Source organism: Sandaracinobacteroides saxicola (genome assembly GCF_014117445.1).
Taxonomy (GTDB): Bacteria; Pseudomonadota; Alphaproteobacteria; order Sphingomonadales; family Sphingomonadaceae; genus Sandaracinobacteroides_A; species Sandaracinobacteroides_A saxicola.
This window is the reverse complement of sequence record NZ_CP059851.1, coordinates 2,924,232-2,942,341: the sequence shown is the minus strand read 5'-3', so window position 1 is coordinate 2,942,341 and position 18,110 is coordinate 2,924,232. Positions and strand designations below refer to the sequence as shown.

At 68.2% G+C, this 18,110-nt stretch carries 19 protein-coding genes, 1 tRNA gene and 1 other RNA gene; 5 read left to right on the top strand and 16 right to left on the bottom strand.

Going from position 1 to position 18,110, the window contains the following annotated elements; translation table 11 throughout:
- Positions 1-12: 12 nt before the first annotated feature.
- The 6 genes from H3309_RS14745 to serS all read right to left on the bottom strand — a co-directional run bounded on the left by H3309_RS14745 (position 13) and on the right by serS (position 6,545).
- A tRNA-Glu gene (locus tag H3309_RS14745) sits at positions 13-88 on the bottom strand.
- A gap of 55 nt (positions 89-143) precedes the next feature.
- Positions 144-1,904, bottom strand: coding sequence for a single-stranded-DNA-specific exonuclease RecJ (recJ, locus tag H3309_RS14740; RefSeq protein ID WP_182295556.1), 1,761 nt, complete (start codon positions 1,902-1,904; stop codon positions 144-146).
- Positions 1,901-2,842, bottom strand: a complete 942-nt coding sequence (gene glpX / locus H3309_RS14735) for a class II fructose-bisphosphatase (RefSeq protein ID WP_182298818.1) — start codon at positions 2,840-2,842, stop codon at positions 1,901-1,903. The genes recJ and glpX overlap by 4 nt, the downstream gene beginning before the upstream one ends.
- A gap of 123 nt (positions 2,843-2,965) precedes the next feature.
- Complete coding sequence (locus tag H3309_RS14730; RefSeq protein ID WP_182295555.1) at positions 2,966-4,264, bottom strand: homoserine dehydrogenase; 1,299 nt, start codon at positions 4,262-4,264, stop codon at positions 2,966-2,968.
- A gap of 245 nt (positions 4,265-4,509) precedes the next feature.
- Complete coding sequence (surE, locus tag H3309_RS14725; protein ID WP_182298817.1) at positions 4,510-5,265, bottom strand: 5'/3'-nucleotidase SurE; 756 nt, start codon at positions 5,263-5,265, stop codon at positions 4,510-4,512.
- A complete protein-coding gene (gene serS / locus H3309_RS14720; RefSeq protein WP_182295554.1) occupies positions 5,265-6,545 on the bottom strand; it encodes a serine--tRNA ligase in 1,281 nt (426 codons plus the stop codon). Before serS ends, surE begins: the two co-directional genes overlap by 1 nt.
- An 80-nt stretch (positions 6,546-6,625) precedes the next feature.
- Between serS and H3309_RS14715 the strand changes: the two genes are divergently transcribed.
- Together H3309_RS14715 and H3309_RS14710 are read left to right on the top strand one after the other, a co-directional pair.
- Entirely contained in the window at positions 6,626-6,880 is a 255-nt protein-coding gene (locus H3309_RS14715; RefSeq protein ID WP_182295553.1) for a type II toxin-antitoxin system Phd/YefM family antitoxin, read from the top strand.
- Positions 6,877-7,143 (top strand): Txe/YoeB family addiction module toxin, encoded by a 267-nt coding sequence (locus tag H3309_RS14710; RefSeq protein ID WP_182295552.1) that lies wholly within the window; start codon positions 6,877-6,879, stop codon positions 7,141-7,143. The genes H3309_RS14715 and H3309_RS14710 overlap by 4 nt, the downstream gene beginning before the upstream one ends.
- A gap of 9 nt (positions 7,144-7,152) precedes the next feature.
- Here H3309_RS14710 and rnpB read toward each other — a convergent pair.
- Positions 7,153-7,517: RNase P RNA component class A (gene rnpB / locus H3309_RS14705), an RNA gene on the bottom strand.
- Between the two features lie 50 nt (positions 7,518-7,567).
- On the opposite strand from rnpB, the gene H3309_RS14700 reads away from it, so the two are divergent.
- On the top strand, positions 7,568-7,813 hold the full coding sequence (locus H3309_RS14700) for a hypothetical protein (RefSeq protein WP_182295551.1): 246 nt from the start codon (positions 7,568-7,570) through the stop codon (positions 7,811-7,813).
- 1 nt (position 7,814) lies between these two features.
- Positions 7,815-8,156 (top strand): DUF4870 family protein, encoded by a 342-nt coding sequence (locus H3309_RS14695; protein WP_182295550.1) that lies wholly within the window; start codon positions 7,815-7,817, stop codon positions 8,154-8,156.
- Here H3309_RS14695 and mtgA read toward each other — a convergent pair.
- The 8 genes from mtgA to H3309_RS14655 form a co-directional block, all read right to left on the bottom strand.
- Positions 8,153-8,830, bottom strand: coding sequence for a monofunctional biosynthetic peptidoglycan transglycosylase (mtgA, locus tag H3309_RS14690; protein WP_182295548.1), 678 nt, complete (start codon positions 8,828-8,830; stop codon positions 8,153-8,155). The genes H3309_RS14695 and mtgA overlap by 4 nt on opposite strands.
- On the bottom strand, positions 8,827-9,558 hold the full coding sequence (locus tag H3309_RS14685) for an N-formylglutamate amidohydrolase (protein ID WP_243453758.1): 732 nt from the start codon (positions 9,556-9,558) through the stop codon (positions 8,827-8,829). Before H3309_RS14685 ends, mtgA begins: the two co-directional genes overlap by 4 nt.
- A complete protein-coding gene (locus H3309_RS14680; protein WP_182295546.1) occupies positions 9,555-10,331 on the bottom strand; it encodes an enoyl-CoA hydratase-related protein in 777 nt (258 codons plus the stop codon). The genes H3309_RS14685 and H3309_RS14680 overlap by 4 nt, the downstream gene beginning before the upstream one ends.
- A gap of 132 nt (positions 10,332-10,463) precedes the next feature.
- Positions 10,464-10,775: a hypothetical protein gene (locus H3309_RS14675; RefSeq protein ID WP_182295544.1), complete on the bottom strand. Its 312-nt coding sequence runs from the start codon at positions 10,773-10,775 to the stop codon at positions 10,464-10,466.
- Between the two features lie 348 nt (positions 10,776-11,123).
- Positions 11,124-11,648 carry a type III secretion system chaperone family protein gene (locus tag H3309_RS14670; RefSeq protein WP_243453757.1) on the bottom strand — a complete coding sequence of 175 codons (525 nt, stop codon included), beginning with the start codon at positions 11,646-11,648 and terminating at the stop codon, positions 11,124-11,126.
- A gap of 113 nt (positions 11,649-11,761) precedes the next feature.
- Positions 11,762-11,953, bottom strand: coding sequence for an accessory factor UbiK family protein (locus H3309_RS14665; RefSeq protein WP_243453756.1), 192 nt, complete (start codon positions 11,951-11,953; stop codon positions 11,762-11,764).
- Between the two features lie 93 nt (positions 11,954-12,046).
- Complete coding sequence (locus H3309_RS14660) at positions 12,047-15,175, bottom strand: efflux RND transporter permease subunit (protein WP_182295538.1); 3,129 nt, start codon at positions 15,173-15,175, stop codon at positions 12,047-12,049.
- A complete protein-coding gene (locus H3309_RS14655) occupies positions 15,172-16,278 on the bottom strand; it encodes an efflux RND transporter periplasmic adaptor subunit (protein WP_182295536.1) in 1,107 nt (368 codons plus the stop codon). The genes H3309_RS14660 and H3309_RS14655 overlap by 4 nt, the downstream gene beginning before the upstream one ends.
- 172 nt (positions 16,279-16,450) lie before the next feature.
- Here H3309_RS14655 and clpS point away from each other — a divergent pair, with 172 nt between their 5' ends.
- The gene (gene clpS, locus H3309_RS14650; RefSeq protein ID WP_182298815.1) at positions 16,451-16,777 is read left to right on the top strand and encodes an ATP-dependent Clp protease adapter ClpS; all 327 of its coding nucleotides are present in this window, start codon (positions 16,451-16,453) and stop codon (positions 16,775-16,777) included.
- A 1-nt stretch (position 16,778) separates the two neighbouring features.
- Here clpS and H3309_RS14645 read toward each other — a convergent pair whose 3' ends face one another.
- A complete protein-coding gene (locus tag H3309_RS14645) occupies positions 16,779-18,017 on the bottom strand; it encodes a c-type cytochrome (protein WP_182295534.1) in 1,239 nt (412 codons plus the stop codon).
- Positions 18,018-18,110 lie beyond the last annotated feature (93 nt).

Genomic DNA, 18,110 nt, shown 5'->3' with positions numbered 1-18,110 from the left:
GGGCGCATCGCCTGGTGATCCCTACGGGACTCGAACCCGTGTTTTCGCCGTGAAAGGGCGACGTCCTAGACCGCTAGACGAAGGGACCGCAGCGGGAAGAGGCGGCGGATTAGTCGCCCGCGCCGTCGCCGTCAAGCGCTGCCTCACGCCAGCGCAGCGTCGTCCAGCTCCATCTCCGCGTAGACGCGCCCATTCCATTCCCCCTTCTTCACCCGGCCCGCCAGCCAGTGCGGCCGCTCGCCCGCCGTCAGCAGGCCCTGACCCAGCGCGCTGTCCGCGGCGCGAAAGGCGATGCCCTTCACATAGCCGCCATCCCGCCCTCGCGCCTCGAACCGCACATGCGCCGCCCCCACGATGCTGGCTTTCAGGATCTGCACCGGCCCCACCGCCACCCGCGGTGCCGGCCAGCCCTGGCCATAGGGCCCGGCCGCCTCCAGCGCGTCCGCCAGCGTCACCGTCACGCCGCCTGCCGCCACCGCCAGGTCCAGGCTCAGCGCCCGGCCGTCGCTGGCCCGCGCGCAGTCCCCACCCAGACGCTCGCACAGGAATTGCGTGAAGGCGTCGATCTTTCCCGCCGCGATGGTCAGCCCCGCCGCCATGGCATGCCCGCCGCCGGCCTCCAGCAACCCCGCCTCCTTCGCCGCCAGGATCGCCGACCCCAGGTCCACACCCTCCACGCTGCGGCCGCTGCCCTTGCCGGTGCGGCCCTCCACGCCGATCACGATGGCGGGTTTGTGCAGCCGTTCCTTCAGGCGCCCCGCCGCGATGCCGATCACGCCGGGGTGCCAGCCCGGCCCGGCGACCACCGCCACCGGCGCGTTCGCGGTCTTCTCCGCCATCGCCATCGCGGCGTCGGTCACCAGTTGTTCGATGGTGCGCCGCTCGCGGTTATGCTCGTCCAGCGTCTCCGCCAGCGCCCGCGCCTCCGCCGCATCCTCGGTGGTCAGCAGCCGCACGCCCAGATCGGCCTGTCCAACCCGCCCGCCGGCATTGATTCGCGGCCCCAGCACGAAGCCCAGGTCGCGCGCGGTCGGCGCCCGTTCCTGCTTCGCCACATCGAACAGCGCGGCGATGCCCGGATTGCGCCGCGCCGCCATGGTGCGCAGTCCCAGCGCCACGAAGGCACGGTTCAGCCCGGTCAGCGGCACCACATCGGCAACGGTTCCCAACGCCACGATGTCCAGCAGCTCGGCCAGCCGCGGTTCCGGCCGCGTCTCGAACCAGCCCCGGCACCGCAGCACCCGGTTCAGCGCGGCACCCAACAGGAACGCCAGCCCCGCGGTGCACAGATGACCATGCGCCGCCGCCTCCGCCCCCTCGTCCAGCCGGTTCGGGTTGACGATGGCGATGGCGGGGGGAAGCGCGGTGGATGCCTTGTGGTGATCGACCACAATCACATCCAGCCCCGCCGCTTTCGCCGCCTCCAGCGCGGCAAAGCCCTGCGTGCCGCAATCGACCGCCACCACCAGGTCGGCACCGGCGCGTTTCAACGCCACCAGCGCGTCCGCCGATGGCCCATAGCCCTCCAGCAGCCGGTCCGGGATGTAATGGCTGGCGACGCCCCCCAGCGAGCGGAGCAGCCGGATCAGGATCGCGGCGGACGTCGCGCCATCGACATCATAGTCGCCGAAGATCACCACGGATTGTTGCCGCTGCACCGCGTCCGCCAGCCGTTCCGCCGCCGCGTCCATGTCGATGAAGATCGACGGATCGGGCATCCAGTCGCGCAGCGTGGGCCGCAGCAAGCGGGCGATGTCGGCGGGTGCGCAGCCGCGCGACAGGAACAGGCTGGCGGACAGGTCGTCCAGCCCCAGACGCGCACCGCCGCCCAGATCGAGCGGCGCCGCGCGCCACACCCAGGGCTGGCCCAGCAGCGACCGCTCGACCTTCAGCGCGCGGCTCACCCGGCCTTGGGGGGGTCGCCGGCGCGGTTGCTCTTCACCCGACGGACGGTGCCGGTGGAGGCGCGCATGACGATGCTTTCGGTGGTGATGCGCCCGCCGCGCTTGCGCCGCACGCCTTCCAGCAGGCTGCCGTCGGTGACGCCGGTGGCGGCGAAGATGCAGTCGCCCTTCGCCAGATCCTCCAGCTGGTAGATGCGGTCGAGGTCGGTGATGCCCCAGCGCCGCGCCCGCGCGCGCTCGTCGTCGTTGCGGAACAGCAACCGCCCCTCGATCTGCCCGCCCACGCAGCGCAGCGCGGCGGCGGCCAGCACGCCCTCCGGCGCGCCGCCGCTGCCCATGTAGATATCGACCGTGCTGTCCGGATCGGTCACGTTGATCACGCCCGCCACATCGCCATCGGGGATCAGCTGGATGCCCACCCCCAGGCCGCGCAGCTCGCGGATCAGCGCCTCATGCCGCGGCCGGTCGAGCACGCAGGCGATGATCTCGTGCGGCTCAACCCCCTTCGCCGCCGCCAGCGCGCGGATGTTCTCGGTCGGCGTCCGGTTCAGGCTGACAAGGCCGGGTGCATAGCCCGGCCCGATCGCCAGCTTGTCCATATAGACATCGGGCGCGTTCAGCAGGCCGCCTTCCTCGGCGATCGCCAGCACGGCGAGCGCGTTGGCCCCGGCCTTGGCGGTGATCGTCGTCCCTTCCAGCGGGTCGAGCGCGATGTCGATCTTAGGCCCGCTGCCCTGCATGGTGCCGACCTTCTCGCCGATGTACAGCATCGGCGCCTCGTCGCGCTCGCCCTCGCCGATCACCACGGTGCCGTCGAAGGGCAGCTTGTTGAGCGCGTCGCGCATCGCCTCCACCGCGGCGGCATCGGCCGCCTTCTCGTCGCCGCGGCCGATCAGGCGGCTCGCCGCGATCGCCGCATATTCGGTCACCCGCACCATCTCCAGAACCAGCACCCGGTCCAGAACCCTGCTTGGCTGCGTCGTCAACACCCTGTCCTCTTCATCACCGTTGCCCCGCGCTTAAGCGCGAACCGCACCGATTGCCAGCGCCCACGGCCGCTTTCAGCGCTCGATGATCGGCATCATGACCGGCGCCGCGGTCAGGCTGCTGCCGGCGGCCATCGCCTTCAGCGCCGCGGCCACCGCCTGCCCCTTTGCCACATGCGTCACCATCGCCACGAACACGCCGCCATCCTCGCCCACCCCGCGCTGGATCAGGCTCTCGATGCTCACGCCCGCGTCCCGCAGCGCCGCGGTCAGCTCGGCGAGCACGCCGGGCCGGTCCTGCACCGTCACGCGAAGATAGCAGCGCTCGACACTGTCGCCGGGATCGGCGGGCGCCATCGCGGCGAGCGCCGCCACCGGCATGGCAAAGGCCGGCCCCGCCTCGCCGCGCGCGATGTCGATGAGGTCGGCGACCACCGCGCTCGCCGTCGGCCCCTCGCCGGCGCCGCGCCCCTGGAAGAACAGCCGGCCGACGAAATTGCCCTCCGCCACCACCGCGTTCAGCGGGCCCTCCACCGCCGCCAGCGGATGCCCCAGCGGGATCAGGCAGGGGTGCACGCGCTGCATCAGGCGGCCATCGTCCACCGCGGCGCTGCCCACCAGCCGGATGCGGAAGCCCAGCGTCGCCGCATGGTCGATGTCGCCCGCGGTCACCGCCGCGATGCCCTGGGTGGCGACGCCGGCGAAATCGATGCGCGTGCCAAAGCTCAGGCTGGCCAGGATCGCCAGCTTGTGCGCGGCGTCGATGCCCTCGATGTCGAAGGTCGGGTCGGCCTCGGCGAACCCCAGCCGCTGCGCATCCGCCAGCACCTCGGCAAAGCCCAGCCGCTCATGCTCCATCCGCGTCAGGATGTAATTGCAGGTGCCGTTCAATATGCCATAGACCCGCGCCAGCTCATTCGCCGCCGCGCCCTCGCGGATGCCCTTGATCACCGGAATGCCGCCCGCCACTGCCGCCTCGAACTTCAGCGGCACGGCGGCCTCTTCCGCCGCCTGCGCCAGCGCCAGGCCATGATGCGCCAGCATCGCCTTGTTCGCCGTGACGAAGGGTTTCCGCGCCGCCAGCGTCGCCCGCGCCAGCGTCAGCGCCGGGCCATCGGCGCCCCCCACCAGCTCCACCACGCAATCGACATCGTCGCGTGCCGCCAGCGCGGTCGCATCATCCTCCCAGGCGAAGCGCCCCAGATCGATGCCCCGCGCACGCGCACGGTCGCGGGCGCTGACGGCGCTCACCTCGATGCGCCGGCCGGCCCGCCGCGCCACCAGCGCGGCGTTGGTATCCAGCAGGCGGACGACACCGGCGCCGACGGTGCCAAGGCCGGCAAGGCCGATGCGAAGCGGAGAAGGGCTGTTCATGCGCGCCCCATGCGGCAGCTGCCGCGCCAAGGCAAGGCGCGGACATCGCACGCGGCGTGTCGAAAAACTTTACACATAAATGGATAAACTTGGCGACACAGCGCTATCAAAACATTGATAATCAAGAAATTTCGCGCGCCCATCGCGGTTGGCAAGCTGCTTGCATAACCAGAGTGCGCATCGGGACATGCGCCGGATTCACAGTTCGTCACGAGAGGGCGGGGAGGGCAAACCCCGCCCTTTTCCTATTCCAGCGTCGCCGCCAGCGCCGCCATCGCCTCCCGCGCGGTCAGGTCCAGGTGCAGCGGCGTCACGCTGACATAGCCGGCGCGCACCGCCTCCAGGTCGGTGCGGTGCGCCGGCGTCTCGATCTCCCGGCCATAGCCGAACCAGAAATAGGGATAGCCGCGCGGGTCCACCCGCCGCTCGATGGCGATATGGCCATAGTCGCGGAAACCCTGCTCGGTCACCCGCACGCCCAGCGGCTCCGCCCGCGTCGGGAAATTGATGTTCACCAGCGTGCCCGGATGCCAGGGTGCCGCCGCCACCCGCCGGATGATGTCGGCGGCGCTCGCCTCGGCGCTGGCGAAACTTTCGTTGCCCACGGTGTAATCGTTCATCGCCTGGGACAGCGCGATCGAGCGCACGCCCGCCAGCGTCCCCTCCATCGCGGCGGAGACGGTGCCACTATACGTCACATCCTCCGCCATGTTCGGGCCGCGGTTGACGCCGGACAGGATCAGGTCGGGCGGGCTGTCCTTCATCACCATCCCCAGCGCCATCATCACGCTGTCCGTCGGCGTGCCGGCGATGGCGAAGCGACGTTCGCCCGGCTGCCGCATCCGCAGCGGGCGGGTCAGCGTCAGCGAATGGCCGGCGCCGGACTGTTCCTCCGCCGGCGCCACCATCCAGACATCGTCGGACAGTTGCGCCGCGATCCGCTCCAGCGCGGCGAAGCCCGGCGCGTTGATGCCGTCGTCGTTGGTCAGCAGGATGCGCATCAACTCTCAGGCTCCAACCGGTTCAGACCGCCCATGTAGGGCGCCAGCACATCGGGAATCATGACAGCGCCGTCCGCCGTCTGGTAATTTTCGATCACCGCCACCAGCGCCCGCCCCACCGCCAGCCCGCTGCCGTTCAACGTGTGGACGAAGCGCGTGCCCTTCTCCCCCTTGGTGCGGAACCGCGCCTCCATGCGCCGCGCCTGGAAATCGCCGCAGGTCGAGCAGCTGCTGATCTCCCGATACGCCTTCGCGCCCGGCAGCCACACCTCCAGGTCGAAGGTCCGGCGCGCGGCAAAGCCCATGTCGCCGGCGCACAGGATCATCCGGCGATAGGGCAGGTTCAGCGCCTCCAGGATCGATTCGGCGGCGCGCGTCATGCGCTCATGCTCGGCGTCGCTGTCCTCCGGCCGGGTGATGCTGACGAGCTCCACCTTCTCGAACTGGTGCTGGCGAATGAGGCCGCGCGTGTCGCGCCCGGCGGCGCCCGCCTCCTTGCGGAAACAGGGGGTCAGCGCGGTGAAACGCAGCGGCAGGCGCTCGCCGTCCAGGATCTGTTCGCGCACCTGGTTGGTAAGCGACACTTCCGCGGTCGGGATCAGCCAGCGGCCATCGGTGGTCTCGAACTGGTCGTCGCGGAACTTCGGCAGCTGCGCGGTGCCGAACATCGCCTCGCTGCGCACCAGCAGCGGCGCGATGGTTTCGGTATAGCCGAACTGCCGCGTGTGGGTGTCCAGCATGAACTGTCCCAGCGCCCGATGCAGCCGCGCCAGCCCGCCGCGCAGGATGGCGAAGCGCGCGCCGGCGATGGCGGCGGCGGCCTCGGGATCATAGCCAAGGCGGGCTGCGACGGCGTCATGGTCGCGCGGCGCAAAATCGAACTGCCGTGGCGTGCCCCAGCGCTTCAGCTCGACATTGCCGCTCTCGTCTGCGCCATCTGGTACATCATCGGCTGGCAGGTTGGGCAGCGCGGCGAGGAGGTCATCCCGTGATTTGGAATGCTCAGCGATGAGCTCGCCGATCGATTCGCTCATCGCGGCATGAAGACGCGCATCTTCCAGTCGCTGTTGCAAAGCCTCCGTGTCTCCGCTTGCCTTGGCCTGACCGACGGCTTTGGCAATCTGGTTTTTCTGTGCGGCCTGTTCCTGATTTTGAGTTTCGTAGATTTTGACCCGAGCGTCCGATTCAATGATGGATTTTGAGGCGCTTGGGATGTTGCGCCTGGCTAACATGGTGTCGAACCACGCAGGGTCGGCACGAATGGCTTTTATATCATGCATGAAGGGCAGCCTATGGCGGCGACGGGAAACATGGGCAAGCGCGACTTGACTTGTGCAACATCCTGCACAATATCGTCTCCATGCGAGCAATGCACTATTCCGATACGCGGGCGAACTTGAAAACCGTGATGGACCGGGTGGTCGATGACCATGAGCCTGTCATCGTCACGCGCCGTAACGGGGAGCCGGTGGTGATCGTATCGCTGTCGGACTGGAACTCAATGGACGAGACTGCCTATCTCTTGTCCACGCCGGCCAATGCGGCGGCGTTGCGCGAGGCGGTGGCCGGCTTGAACGCCGGGCTGGGTGTGGAACGCGAACTCATCAATCCGTGATCATCGTCTTCTTCCCGACCGCCTGGACAGCCTATTGTCACTGGCAGGCAACGGACAGGCAGACCCTGGAACGTTTGAACGCCCTGATCGAGGAATGTTGTCGTCACCCCTTCACCGGAACCGGAAAGCCGGAGCCTTTGAAAAACGAGCTGAAAGGGTTCTGGTCCCGTCGCATCACACGCGAAGACCGGCTGGTCTATCGTGTAGCCGGGCAGGGCAAGGAGCAACGGCTGGAAATCGCGCAATGCCGTTTTCACTACTGACCCGGCAATCCCACCACAGGCGCTGTAAGCCGGGTTCTGTCCGGGCGCGAACGCCCTGGACGGCCATTCCTCTAGGGATGCGGTCGCCCGCACCCTCCAGCAACCAACCCGCGCGCCGTCGGCTGGATCCTGCCTGACGCGCCTATTCGGTCTTGCTCCCGGTGGGGTTTGCCCTGCCACGGCTGTTGCCAGCCGCGCGGTGCGCTCTTGCCGCCCCGTTTCGCCCTGGCCGTCACCCGAAAGCCGGACGGTGGACTGTTTTCTGTGGCACTGTCCCTGGGGTCGCCCCCGGCGGGCGTTACCCGCCACCGTTGATCCGCGGAGCCCGGACTTTCCTCCCGCGGTTGCCCGCCGGCGGCCGTCCACGCCTGTGATGGTGAAGCCCGCTTGCCAACACGCGCGCGCTGCGTCAACAGTCGCGGCCATGAAACCCCTGCTGCCGCTCCTGCTGCTCGCGCTCCTTGCCGGCTGCGCCACCGCGCGCGAGGCCGCCGGCGCCTTCAACCAGATGGCCGAACGCGGCGTCGGCATACAAAGCGCCGCCCAGGCCGAAGCCGCCGCGGACAGGGAAGCCGCGCGCGCCTCCAACGCGCTGCCCGGCGGCCTGGGCGGCGACAAGGCCAACGCCGCCCACGCCGGCGCCCCGGTCACCCCGCAGCAGGAGGATTGAGATGAGCGAGACGCAGCAGGGAACGCCCCGGCCCACGATCATCGCCATCCTCTACCTCGCCAGTTTCCTCGTCGGCATCACCGCGATCATCGGCGTCGTGCTGGCCTATGTCTGGAAGGACGAGGCGCACGCCGACTGGGAATCGAGCCATTACCAATATCTCATCCGCACCTTCTGGATCGGCCTCCTCTATTCCGCCATCGCCACCATCCTGGTGGTCGCCCTCATCGGCATCCTGCTCTATGCCGTCGTCGCCATCTGGTTCATCGTCCGCTGCGCCAAATCCTTGAGCGCCGCCGGCAGCCGCAGCCCGATTGCCGATCCCACCAGCTGGTTGTTCTAAAACAGGCAGGCGTCGATATTCTCGTCGCGCACCACGCGGATGCGCTTCTCGATCGCCCGCGCCTTGCGCCGTTCCTTGCGCTTCAACTCGGTCGGATCGCGCTTGATCGGCTGCGGCAGGATCGCCGCCAGCCGCGCCGCCTCGCGCCGCGTCAGCGTCGCCGCGCTCTTGTTGAAATAATGGCGGGATGCCGCCTCCACGCCATAGATGCCGCGGCCCATCTCGGCGATGTTCAGATACACCTCCATGATCCGCGGCTTGCCCCACACCAGCTCGATCAACACCGTAAAGTAAGCTTCCAGCCCCTTGCGCACCCAGCTCCTCTGCGGCCACAAGAAGGCATTCTTCGCCGTCTGCTGGCTGATCGTCGAACCGCCCACCACCCGCTTCGACTTGGCGTTGCGCTCCATCGCCGCCTCGATCGCCTCCAGGTCGAACCCGTTGTGGGCGCAGAAATTGGCGTCCTCCGCCCCGATCACCGCGCGCGGCATCGCCCGCGTCATGCCCTCAAGCCCCACCCACTGCTGCTGCACCGGCACGCCCGCCAGCCGGTCCCGCGCCTGGATCCAGGTGATCGGCGGATCCACCCAGCGATAGGCCAGCACCCACAGCAGCGACAGCAGCACCAGCCCGAAGACCAGGCTCAGCATCCAGCCCAGCACGCGGCCGATCATGGCAGCGCGTCCAGCACCGCGCGCGCCGCCGCCGCCAGATGCGCGCTCCAGCGCGCGATGCCGGCATCGTCCGCCAGCTCGTCCTGCCGCACCTCGAACCCGGTGTAGGGGATGCCGTTGGCTTCGCCATGCACGTCCATGCTGAAATTCAGCTCGCGCCCGGAATAGGGCTGGTTCTCCCCCACCAGCAGGCCGCGCGCCCGCAATGCGGCGATCGCCGGTTCCGCCCCCCGCGCATCTTCGTTCCACAGGATGCCCACCGGCCAGGGCCGCGCCTCGTCCGGCCGGGTCGCCAGCGCCGGGGTGAAGCTGTGCAGGCTCAGCAACAGCCGCGGGCGTTGCTGCGCCACCTGCGCCGCCAGCCGGCGGTGGTAATCGCGGTGCCATGCCCGCCGTGCCTCATGGGCCTCGGCCGAAAGCCCGACGTTGCCGGCGATGGTCACTCCATCGCTGCTCGCCGGTACCATCCCCTCATTGTCCAGCGGCCGGTTGAAGTCCGCCACCAGGCGGGAGACCGTCGCCAGCACCGCCGGGCAGCCAAGGTCGGCGGCCAGCGTGCGGCTCAGCGCCTCCACGCCCAGATCGACGGCGATGTGGGTGCCCATCACGGCCGGCGCCACCTTCAGGTCGATGCCCGGCGGCACCGCCGCGCTGCTGTGGTCGGCCACGATCAGCCAGCGGCCGTCGCTGCCGGCAATGACTTCTGCGGCGCTCGACAGGGCGCTCACCGGTCGGCGAAAACGGGGGCGCGCTTGGCCAGGAACGCCGCCACCCCCTCCTGAAAATCCGCGCCGGTGAAGGCGCTGTCGAACAGGGCCGCCGTCTCCGGCGAATCCGCGCTCTCCCCGTCCAGGATGCGGCGGACGATCGCCTTGGCATGCCGATGCGTGAACGGCGAGGTCGCCGCGATCTGCGCCGCCAGCGCCAGCGCCGCCGGCAGCGGATCGTCGGCCAGCATCGTTACCAGCCCGATCCGCGTCGCCTCCGCCGCGTCCAGCAGCCCGGCGGTGAACAGGATGCGCTTCGCCTGTGCCGGGCCGACCAGGTCGACCAGCAGCTTGGTGTCGTGCAGCGAATAGACGAGGCCCAGCTTCGCCGGCGTGATGCCGAAGCGCGCGCGGGGCGAGGCCACGCGGATGTCCGCCGCTAGCGCCAGGCCGCAGCCGCCGCCGACGCAATCGCCGTCGATCACCGCGATCACCGGTTTCGCCGCCCGGGCGAGTGCGATCTGTGTGCGCGCGATCGCCGCCTGGTTCACGCGCCGCCACTCGGCATCGGGCGCTTTTGTCGCGAATTCGGCGATGTCCGCGCCGGCGCAGAACACCCCCGGCTCGGCCGCCCGCAGGATCACCGCGCGCACGGCCGGTGGCGCCACCGCGGCCTCGATCAGGCCCGGCATGGCTTCCCACATCGCCTGGTTGAAGGCATTGCGCCGGTCGGCGCGGTCGATGCTCAGGTGCGCCACCGCGCCCTCGAACTCCAGCCTCAGATGATCACCCATCGCGCCGCTTTGGCACGCGCCGCGGAACGGGACAACCGCCATGGAACGCAAAGGGCCGCCCGGTCCAAAGGGACAGGGCGGCCCAAGGGGACAGGCGGTTGGAGGGGGACGCCTGTCGTGGGAGCTTGTCTTTTACTCGGCGGCGGCGGCCGTCGCGGTGCCGTTCATCACGGCGGCGAGATCGGTGCCCAGCGCCTTGGCGGCAACCTTGAACTTCTTCGACGCCTCGAAACGGGCATCGGCTTCGCACAGCTTCTGGCCGAGCGAGATGTTGGACAGCGCGATGCGCTGGGCGTCACCGGTCGCCTTGTTGGCGAGCGTGGTCAGCGCGGCGGGCGCGGCGGCACAGGCTTCGGGCGACGCCATGGCCGGGCCGGCGGACAGGCCGAAGGTGGCAACGGTGGCAACCAGGGCCAGCGGCAGAGCGAAACTGATCGAGCGCATGTCAAAATCCTTCCTGATCATGGGCGTCGTCCTTGCTCCGGGGGAGGGGCGGGGCGGCACCGGTTGGTGAACGGAGCGGTTTCGAGTTCCGCTCAATTCAACTGAGTGGAGCTTTAAAGTGTCACTCAGTTGGCGGTCAAGCGAAAATTTGAGTGCCACGCGAATTTCCCGACCGACACATAAGCGACGTCCATCGTGGGAATATTAACATGCTGTTAAAGCGAGATTAATCTTGAAGGACATCCGCTGGCGCATGGCAGCCATGCGAAAAAATCATGGCACGAAACAGCTCATTCGCGCGTGGCAGGGGGAATAATGTGAGTGCGACTCGAAAAGTCGCGCCGCGCCTCAGGCCTCGCCGACCGTGTCCAGCAGCGCCGCCTGCAGCGCTTCCGCCGGCTTTTTCCCGCCCCACAGCACGAACTGGAACACCGGATAGAAGCGTTCGCACTCGTCGATGGCGGCATCGACCAGCGCCTCGGTCTGCGACAGCGTCAGCGCCGGCTCATCCTCCTCGCCGTCCAGCAGCACCGCGTGGCGGAACAGCACCGAGCCGTCCGCCGACCACAGTTCGAAATGTCCCAGCCACAGCTGCTCGTTGATCAGCCCCAGCACCTCATAGACATTCGCCCGCGCGTCGCTGGCCTTGGCCTCGGGCACGCTGATCCCGGTCAGCGCGATGAACTGCAACACGCCTTCATCCTCGCGCCACAGCGCGCGCAGCTCATATTCGGACCAGCTGCCCTTCACGGTGCAGACGATCTCCTCATCGCCGGCGCGCTCGAACGCCCAGTTGTGGCTGCTGAAATAATGTTCCAGCATGTCGATGGGGGCGGCGGGATCCGGCGCGCTTTCAAACTGAAGGCTGGTCAAGGGATGGGGCTCCTGTTGCCGATCAGCCCCCACATCTTGGGGCATCAGAACCGGCGGTGCAAGTCTCGCCGCATCGGCGGACGGGAATATTGTGGATAAATCGGCCGGAGCGCTCAGCCCTTGGCCTTCAGCGCGTCCAGCTCGGCCCGCAGCGCCGCCACCTCGGCCCGCGCGTTCGCCGCCATTTCGCGCACCGCCTCGAACTCCTCGCGGCTCACCATGTCCACGCCACCCATCGCCTCGCGCAGCTTTTCCTTCAGCTTCGCTTCCGCCTCACGCCCGGCGCCGGCCACGGTTCCCGCCACGCTGCTCGCAAGCCGGGCAAGATCCTCGAGAATCGCATTCTGGTTCTGCATGAGGGCAAGATAGCGTCGCGCGGCGCAAAAAGCGAGTCGCCGCTATTCCGCCGCCGCCGGCTGCCCTGCCATTTCGCTGTCAAGCCGCCGCGCGATGGTCTGCGGCGATTGCGTGCGCCGCGCCAGCAGCGCGTAGAACACCGGGATCACGAACAGCGTCAGCAGCGTGGCGAAACTTACGCCCCACACGATCACCACGCCGATCGCCCGCCGGCTGCCGGCGCCGGCGCCGCTCGCCAGCATCAGCGGCACGGCGCCGGCAACGGTGGCGATGCTGGTCATCAGCACCGGGCGCAGCCGGCGCTCGCTCGCCTCGATGATGGCGTCCAGAAAGGCCTTGCCCTCGTCGCGCAGCTGGTTCGCAAACTCCACGATCAGGATGCCGTTCTTCGCCGCCAGCCCCACCAGCATGACGATGCCGACCTGGCTGTAGAGGTTCAGCGTCCCGCCCATGGCGAACAGCCCCAGCAGGCCACCGCCCACCGCCAGCGGCACGGTCAGGATGATCACCGTCGGGTGCACGAAGCTCTCGAACTGCGCCGCCAGCACCAGGAACACCAGGACCACGGTCAGCCCCAGCACGATGTAGAGCGAGGCGCCGGTCTGCTTGAAAGCCCGCGATTCGCCGCGATAGCCCACGCGGCTGACCTGTGGCTGCTTCGCCGCTTCCGCCTCCAGCCAGCTCAGCGCCTCGCCCAGCGTATAATCGGGTGCCAGGTTGGCGCTGATGGTGATCGCGCGCAGCTTGTCGAACCGCCCCAGGTCACCCGCTTCCGCCACCGTGCGCAGCTGCACCAGGTTCGACAGCGGGATCATCTGCCGCGTCACCGTGGAACGGACATAGACGTTGGACAGGTCGTCGGGCGACACCCGGTCTGCATCGCCGGCCTGCAGGATGACGCGATATTCCTCGCCGCGGTCGACATAGGTGGTCACCCGCCGGCTGCCCATCATCGTCTCCAGCGTGGAGCCGATGTCGGCGATCGGCACGCCCAAGTCGCCCGCCCGCGCGGTGTCGATGTCGATCAGGATCTGCGGCTTGGTTTCCTTATAGTCGCTGTCCACATCCACCAGGCCGGGGTTGCTCTCCGCCGCCTTCAGGATCGCGTCGCGCGCCTTCGCCAGCTCCTCGAACGTGCCGCCGGCGATCACGAAATTCACCGGCCGCCCCCGCCCGCGCGACAGCGAGGACGGGATGCTGGCATTGCCGCGCACGCTGGGATCGCTGCGCAGGATTTTCTGAACGCGTTCCACCACCTCGCGGGTGGTATAGTCGCGCTCTTCCCAGGGGTAGAGGAACACCGTCATCGCGCCGCTGTTATATTCCTCGCCCCCGCCCCCCCCGCCGCCGCCGGGCACGCGGGTGATCATGCGGCGGATCGTCCCTTCCTCCACCAGCGGCAGCATCTTGCCCTGGATACGCTCCATATAGCGCTGCATCTGGGCAAAGCCGGTGCCTTCGGCGGCGCTGACGCTCACCTGGAAATTGCCGATATCTTCCTCGGGCGCCAGTTCGGATTTCAGCATGGTGCCCAGCAGGCCGCACGCCGCCACCACGCCGAACGCCACCGCGCCCACCAGCAGCGGGCGGTTGATCAGCTTGGTCAGCCGCGAGCGATAGGCGGCCGAGAGCGAGGCGAAGCGCGCGTCGATCCACTGCGTGATGCGGTTGTGCCCGCTCTTGCCCGGCTCCAGCGGCTTGAACAGCTTGGAACAGAGCATCGGCGTCAGCGACAGCGCCACGAAGCCGCTGAACGCCACCGCCCCGATCATCGCCGCCGCCAGCTCCCGGAACAGCAGGCCGGTATTGCCGGCGATGAACATCACCGGCACGAACACCGCGCACACCACGATGGTCGTCGCGATCACCGCGAACCCCACCTGCCGCGCCCCCTGATAGGCGGCGACCAGCGGCGTCTCGCCCTGCTCGATGCGGTAATAGATGTTTTCCAGCACCACGATGGCATCATCCACCACCAGCCCGATCGCCAGCACCAGCGCCAGCAAGGTCAGCAGGTTGAGGCTGAAGCCGAACGCCCACAGCACGGCAAAAGTGGCGACGATGCAGATCGGCACCGTCACCGCCGGAATCATCGTCGCCCGCAGCGAGCCGAGGAAGGCATAGATCACCAGCACCACCAGCACGGCCGCCTCGGCCAGCGTCACCCAGACATTGTGGATCGCCCGGTCGATGAACTGCGACGAATCGAAACTCACCGCCAGCATCATGCCGGCGGGCAGCGTCGGTTTCAGCCGCTCGATCTCGGCCTTCACATCGTCCGCCACCTGCAAGGTATTGGCGCCGGACTGCCGCACGATGCCCAGCCCGATGGCGCTTTCGCCATTGGAGTTGAACATGACATAGCGGTTCTCGGGCGCCTGCTCGATGCGTGCGACATCGCCCAGCCGCACCAGATAGCCGTCGCTGCCGCGCGTCACCACCAGGTTCTCGAATTGCGCCGGCGTCACGAAATTGCGCGCCACCCGGACGGTCAGATTCTTGGTCTCGCCCTCCACGCGCCCCGCCGGCAGCTCGACATTCTGCCGCCGCAGCGCCGCCTCGATATCGGCCGGCGTCAGCTGGAAGGCCGCCAGCTTCGACCGGTCCAGCCACACCCGCATCGACGGCCGCGCCTCGCCGCCGATCTGCACGCGGGCTACCCCGTTGATCGCGCCGAAGCGGTCCAGCAGGAAACGGTCGGCATAGTCCGACAGCTGCATCTTGGTCCAGGTCGGGTGCAGCAGGTTCATCCACAGGATCGGCTGCGCATCGGCATCCACCTTGCGGATGTCCGGCGGCTCGGCGTCGTCGGGCAGGTCATCCAGCACGCCCGCCACCCGGTCGCGCACATCATTTGCCGCCGCGTCGATGTCGCGGGTCGCCGAAAATTCGATGGTGATGTCGGCGCGCCCGTCGCGGGAGCGGCTGATGACATTCTCGATGCCCTCGATGCCGCTGATCCGGTCCTCGATCAGCTGGGTGATCCGGTTCTCCACCACCGCCGCGGAGGCGCCGCGATAGGTGACATCGATCGACACCACCGGCGGGTCGATGTCGGGCAGCTCCCGCACCGGCAGCCGGCCGAACGCGACAATGCCCACCAGCAGCAGCATCAGCGACATCACCGCCGCGAACACCGGCCGCCGGACGGACAGGTCCGACAGCGTCATGCCGCCGCCTTCTGCGGCCGCCCGGCCCGCGCCGCCTGCGGATCCACCGGCCGGATCGCGCCGCCGTCACGCACCTTCACCGTGCCATCGATCACGATCCGCGTGCCGGCGCTCAACCCGCTGCGGATCTCCACCTTGCCGTCGCGCTTGATGCCGATCTCCACCGGTGTCCGCACCGCCTTGTTGTCCTGTCCCACGCGATAGACGAAATTCTCGCCGCCCTGGCCCAGCACCGCCAGTTCCGGCACCACCAGGGTCTGCCGCGGCCGCCCGGAAAGCTCCACCGTCAGCAGCATGCCCGGCCGCAGCTTCAGCTGCGGGTTGGGCAGCAGCGCCCGCACTGTCACCGCGCGCGTCACCGGGTCGACCAGCGGGTCGATGCTGGCCACCGTGCCCGTGAACGTCTCGCCCGGAAACGCCGGCGCCGTCGCCTCGATGGCAAGGCCGGGGCGGATGGTCGCCAGCAGCAGCTCGGGCACGGTGAAATCCAGTTTTATCCTTGAATAGTCGACGATCGTGGCAATCGGCGTTCCCGTGGTGACGATGGCGCCCGGCGAGACGCGCCGCAGCGTCAGCCAGCCGCTGAACGGGGCGCGGATCACCCGGTCGCCGATCTGCGCCCGCACCGCATTGCCCTGCGCCCGCGCCGTCTCCACCGCCGCCACCTGCTCGTCGATGCGCGCCTTGGTGGCAAAGCCCTGCGCCTGCAACTGCCGCAGCCGCGCCAGCTGCAACTCGGCCTCCTTCAGCCGGGCGCTCTGCACGCCCAGATTGGCCGATTCCTCCGCCTGCAACAGCGTGGCGATCACCGCCCCCTTCGGCACGAAGGCGCCGTCGGCGAAACGCACGCTCTCGATGCGCTCGTTGACGGTGCTGTTCAGGCTGGCCTGCTCATTCGCCACGGCCGTGCCGACCGCCTCGATCCGGTCGGACAAGGACGCCGTCGCGACCGTGCCGACGAACACCGACGGGGCGCGTCCCCCGCCACCGCCGCTGCCCTTGGCGGCATCATCCTTGGCCTCGCCCTGCGAGCAACCCGCGGCAAGCAACAACAGCGGCACCAATGACGGGGTCAGGCGATGGAAGGACAAGCGCTTACTCATGGATGATCTACAATCCTTCCCTTGCGCCAAGCTTCATGACAACACAATGACAAGCGTCACAAGCCCGCGATGTGCCCGCGCGTTCCCTGCGGTTGGCCATCTTCCCGCTTGTCCTATCCCTCAGGATTCAATAATTCGGCCCATGATGACCAGCGCCCCTTCTCCTACCCTGATGGCGGAGCGTCGTGACGAGGACGACGGGCGGACCGGTACCGGCGTCATCACCAAGACTGCACCGAAGACGAAAAAACCGTCCCTTTACAAGGTGCTGCTGATGAACGACGATTATACCCCGATGGAATTCGTCGTCCATGTCCTGCAGCGCTTCTTCAAGATGAGCATCGAGGACGCGACTCGCGTCATGCTCCACGTCCACCAGAAGGGCGTCGGCGTCTGCGGGATTTTCACCTACGAGGTCGCCGAGACCAAAGTGTCGCAGGTGATGGATTTCGCCAAACAGCACCAGCACCCGCTGCAATGCACGCTGGAGAAGGCCTGACCTACTCCCCGGCCTCCGGCCGCATGGTTTCATATTTCAAGATTGTCACCACCGCGGCGCGCACGTTCGGATCGCTCACCGGGCCACTGCTGATGATCATGCTCGTCCCCGGCATGAAACGGTCGGGGTCGGCGATATAGGCGGCGATGGTCTCGTCGTTCCACACCAGCCCGCCTTCCCGCGCCTTCACCATGGCATCGGAATAGGCGAAATTGGGCACCGTGCCTGCCTTCTGGCCATAGAGCGCGAACAGGTTCGGCCCGACCAGATGCTTCTTGCCCTTGGTCACCGTGTGGCAGAAGGTGCACCATTTGTAGGTGTCCTGCCCGATCCGCCGCGCTTCCGCCAGCTCGGCCGGCGTCGGCAGCGTCACCGCCTGCACCCGTGCGGCGTGCCATTCCACGCCATCGGGCGCCTCCACCACCTCGCCCATCGGCCAGGGCGTCACCCGGAACATCGCATGCGGGCCATAGGCCCCCCCCACGACGATCGCCGCCGCCGCGACCGGGATGGCATAGGCCATCGCCGGATGCACCGGCCGGCGCGGCGCATCCAGCGCCTTCTCGCGTCGTTTCAGCAGGCGCGACAGCCCCCACACCGCTGCACAGATCAGCCAGAAGATGCCGACCGCGACGGGGCCGGGATCGGGCGAGCGGAAGGTGGCGAAGGCATAGACCGTCACGCTCAGCCCCACCAGACTCAGCGCGCCCTGCCCCGGGGGAAAGGCGCTGAGCAGGCCATGGCCGTAACGCAGCAGGAAAAAGCCGCCCGACAGCACCACCGTCAGGTTGAGCAGCAGCAGCATGAAGCCCAGGCCGGAATGGAAATAGCCGGTGAACTGCCACAGCAGCCGGTTCGCCTCCACCAGCGGCGGCAGCGCCGGCAGCGGCCCCAGATGCACCGGCAGGCTCTGCGACCAGGCGTAAAGCACGCCAAAGAAAGGCGCGAGGAAGATCAGGAACCAGGACGCGGCTGCCAGTGCCCGTCCCCAGCGGAACGCACCCTCCGGAAGCCCGGCCGGCGGCGTTTCCCGATGCCGTTCACGAAACCAGATGAAAATGCGCACGCTGACTGCGATGAACAGCAGCGTGCCCGCCAGATAATGCCAGCCGCGCAGCTCGTCGCGCAGCGGCAGCGCCTTGTCGGTGCGCGGCAGGTTGATGGTGATCAGGCTATGCAGGCCATAGGCCAGCATCATCAGCCAGCCCCACAGTTTCGCTGCCTTCGAATAGCCGCCCATCGCCACACTCCCTTTGCGCCGCCCTATCGCGGCCGCCCGCGCCCGGCAAAGCGTCGCACCCGCCCGCTGTCCGGCAGGCGGATGAACTGGCGG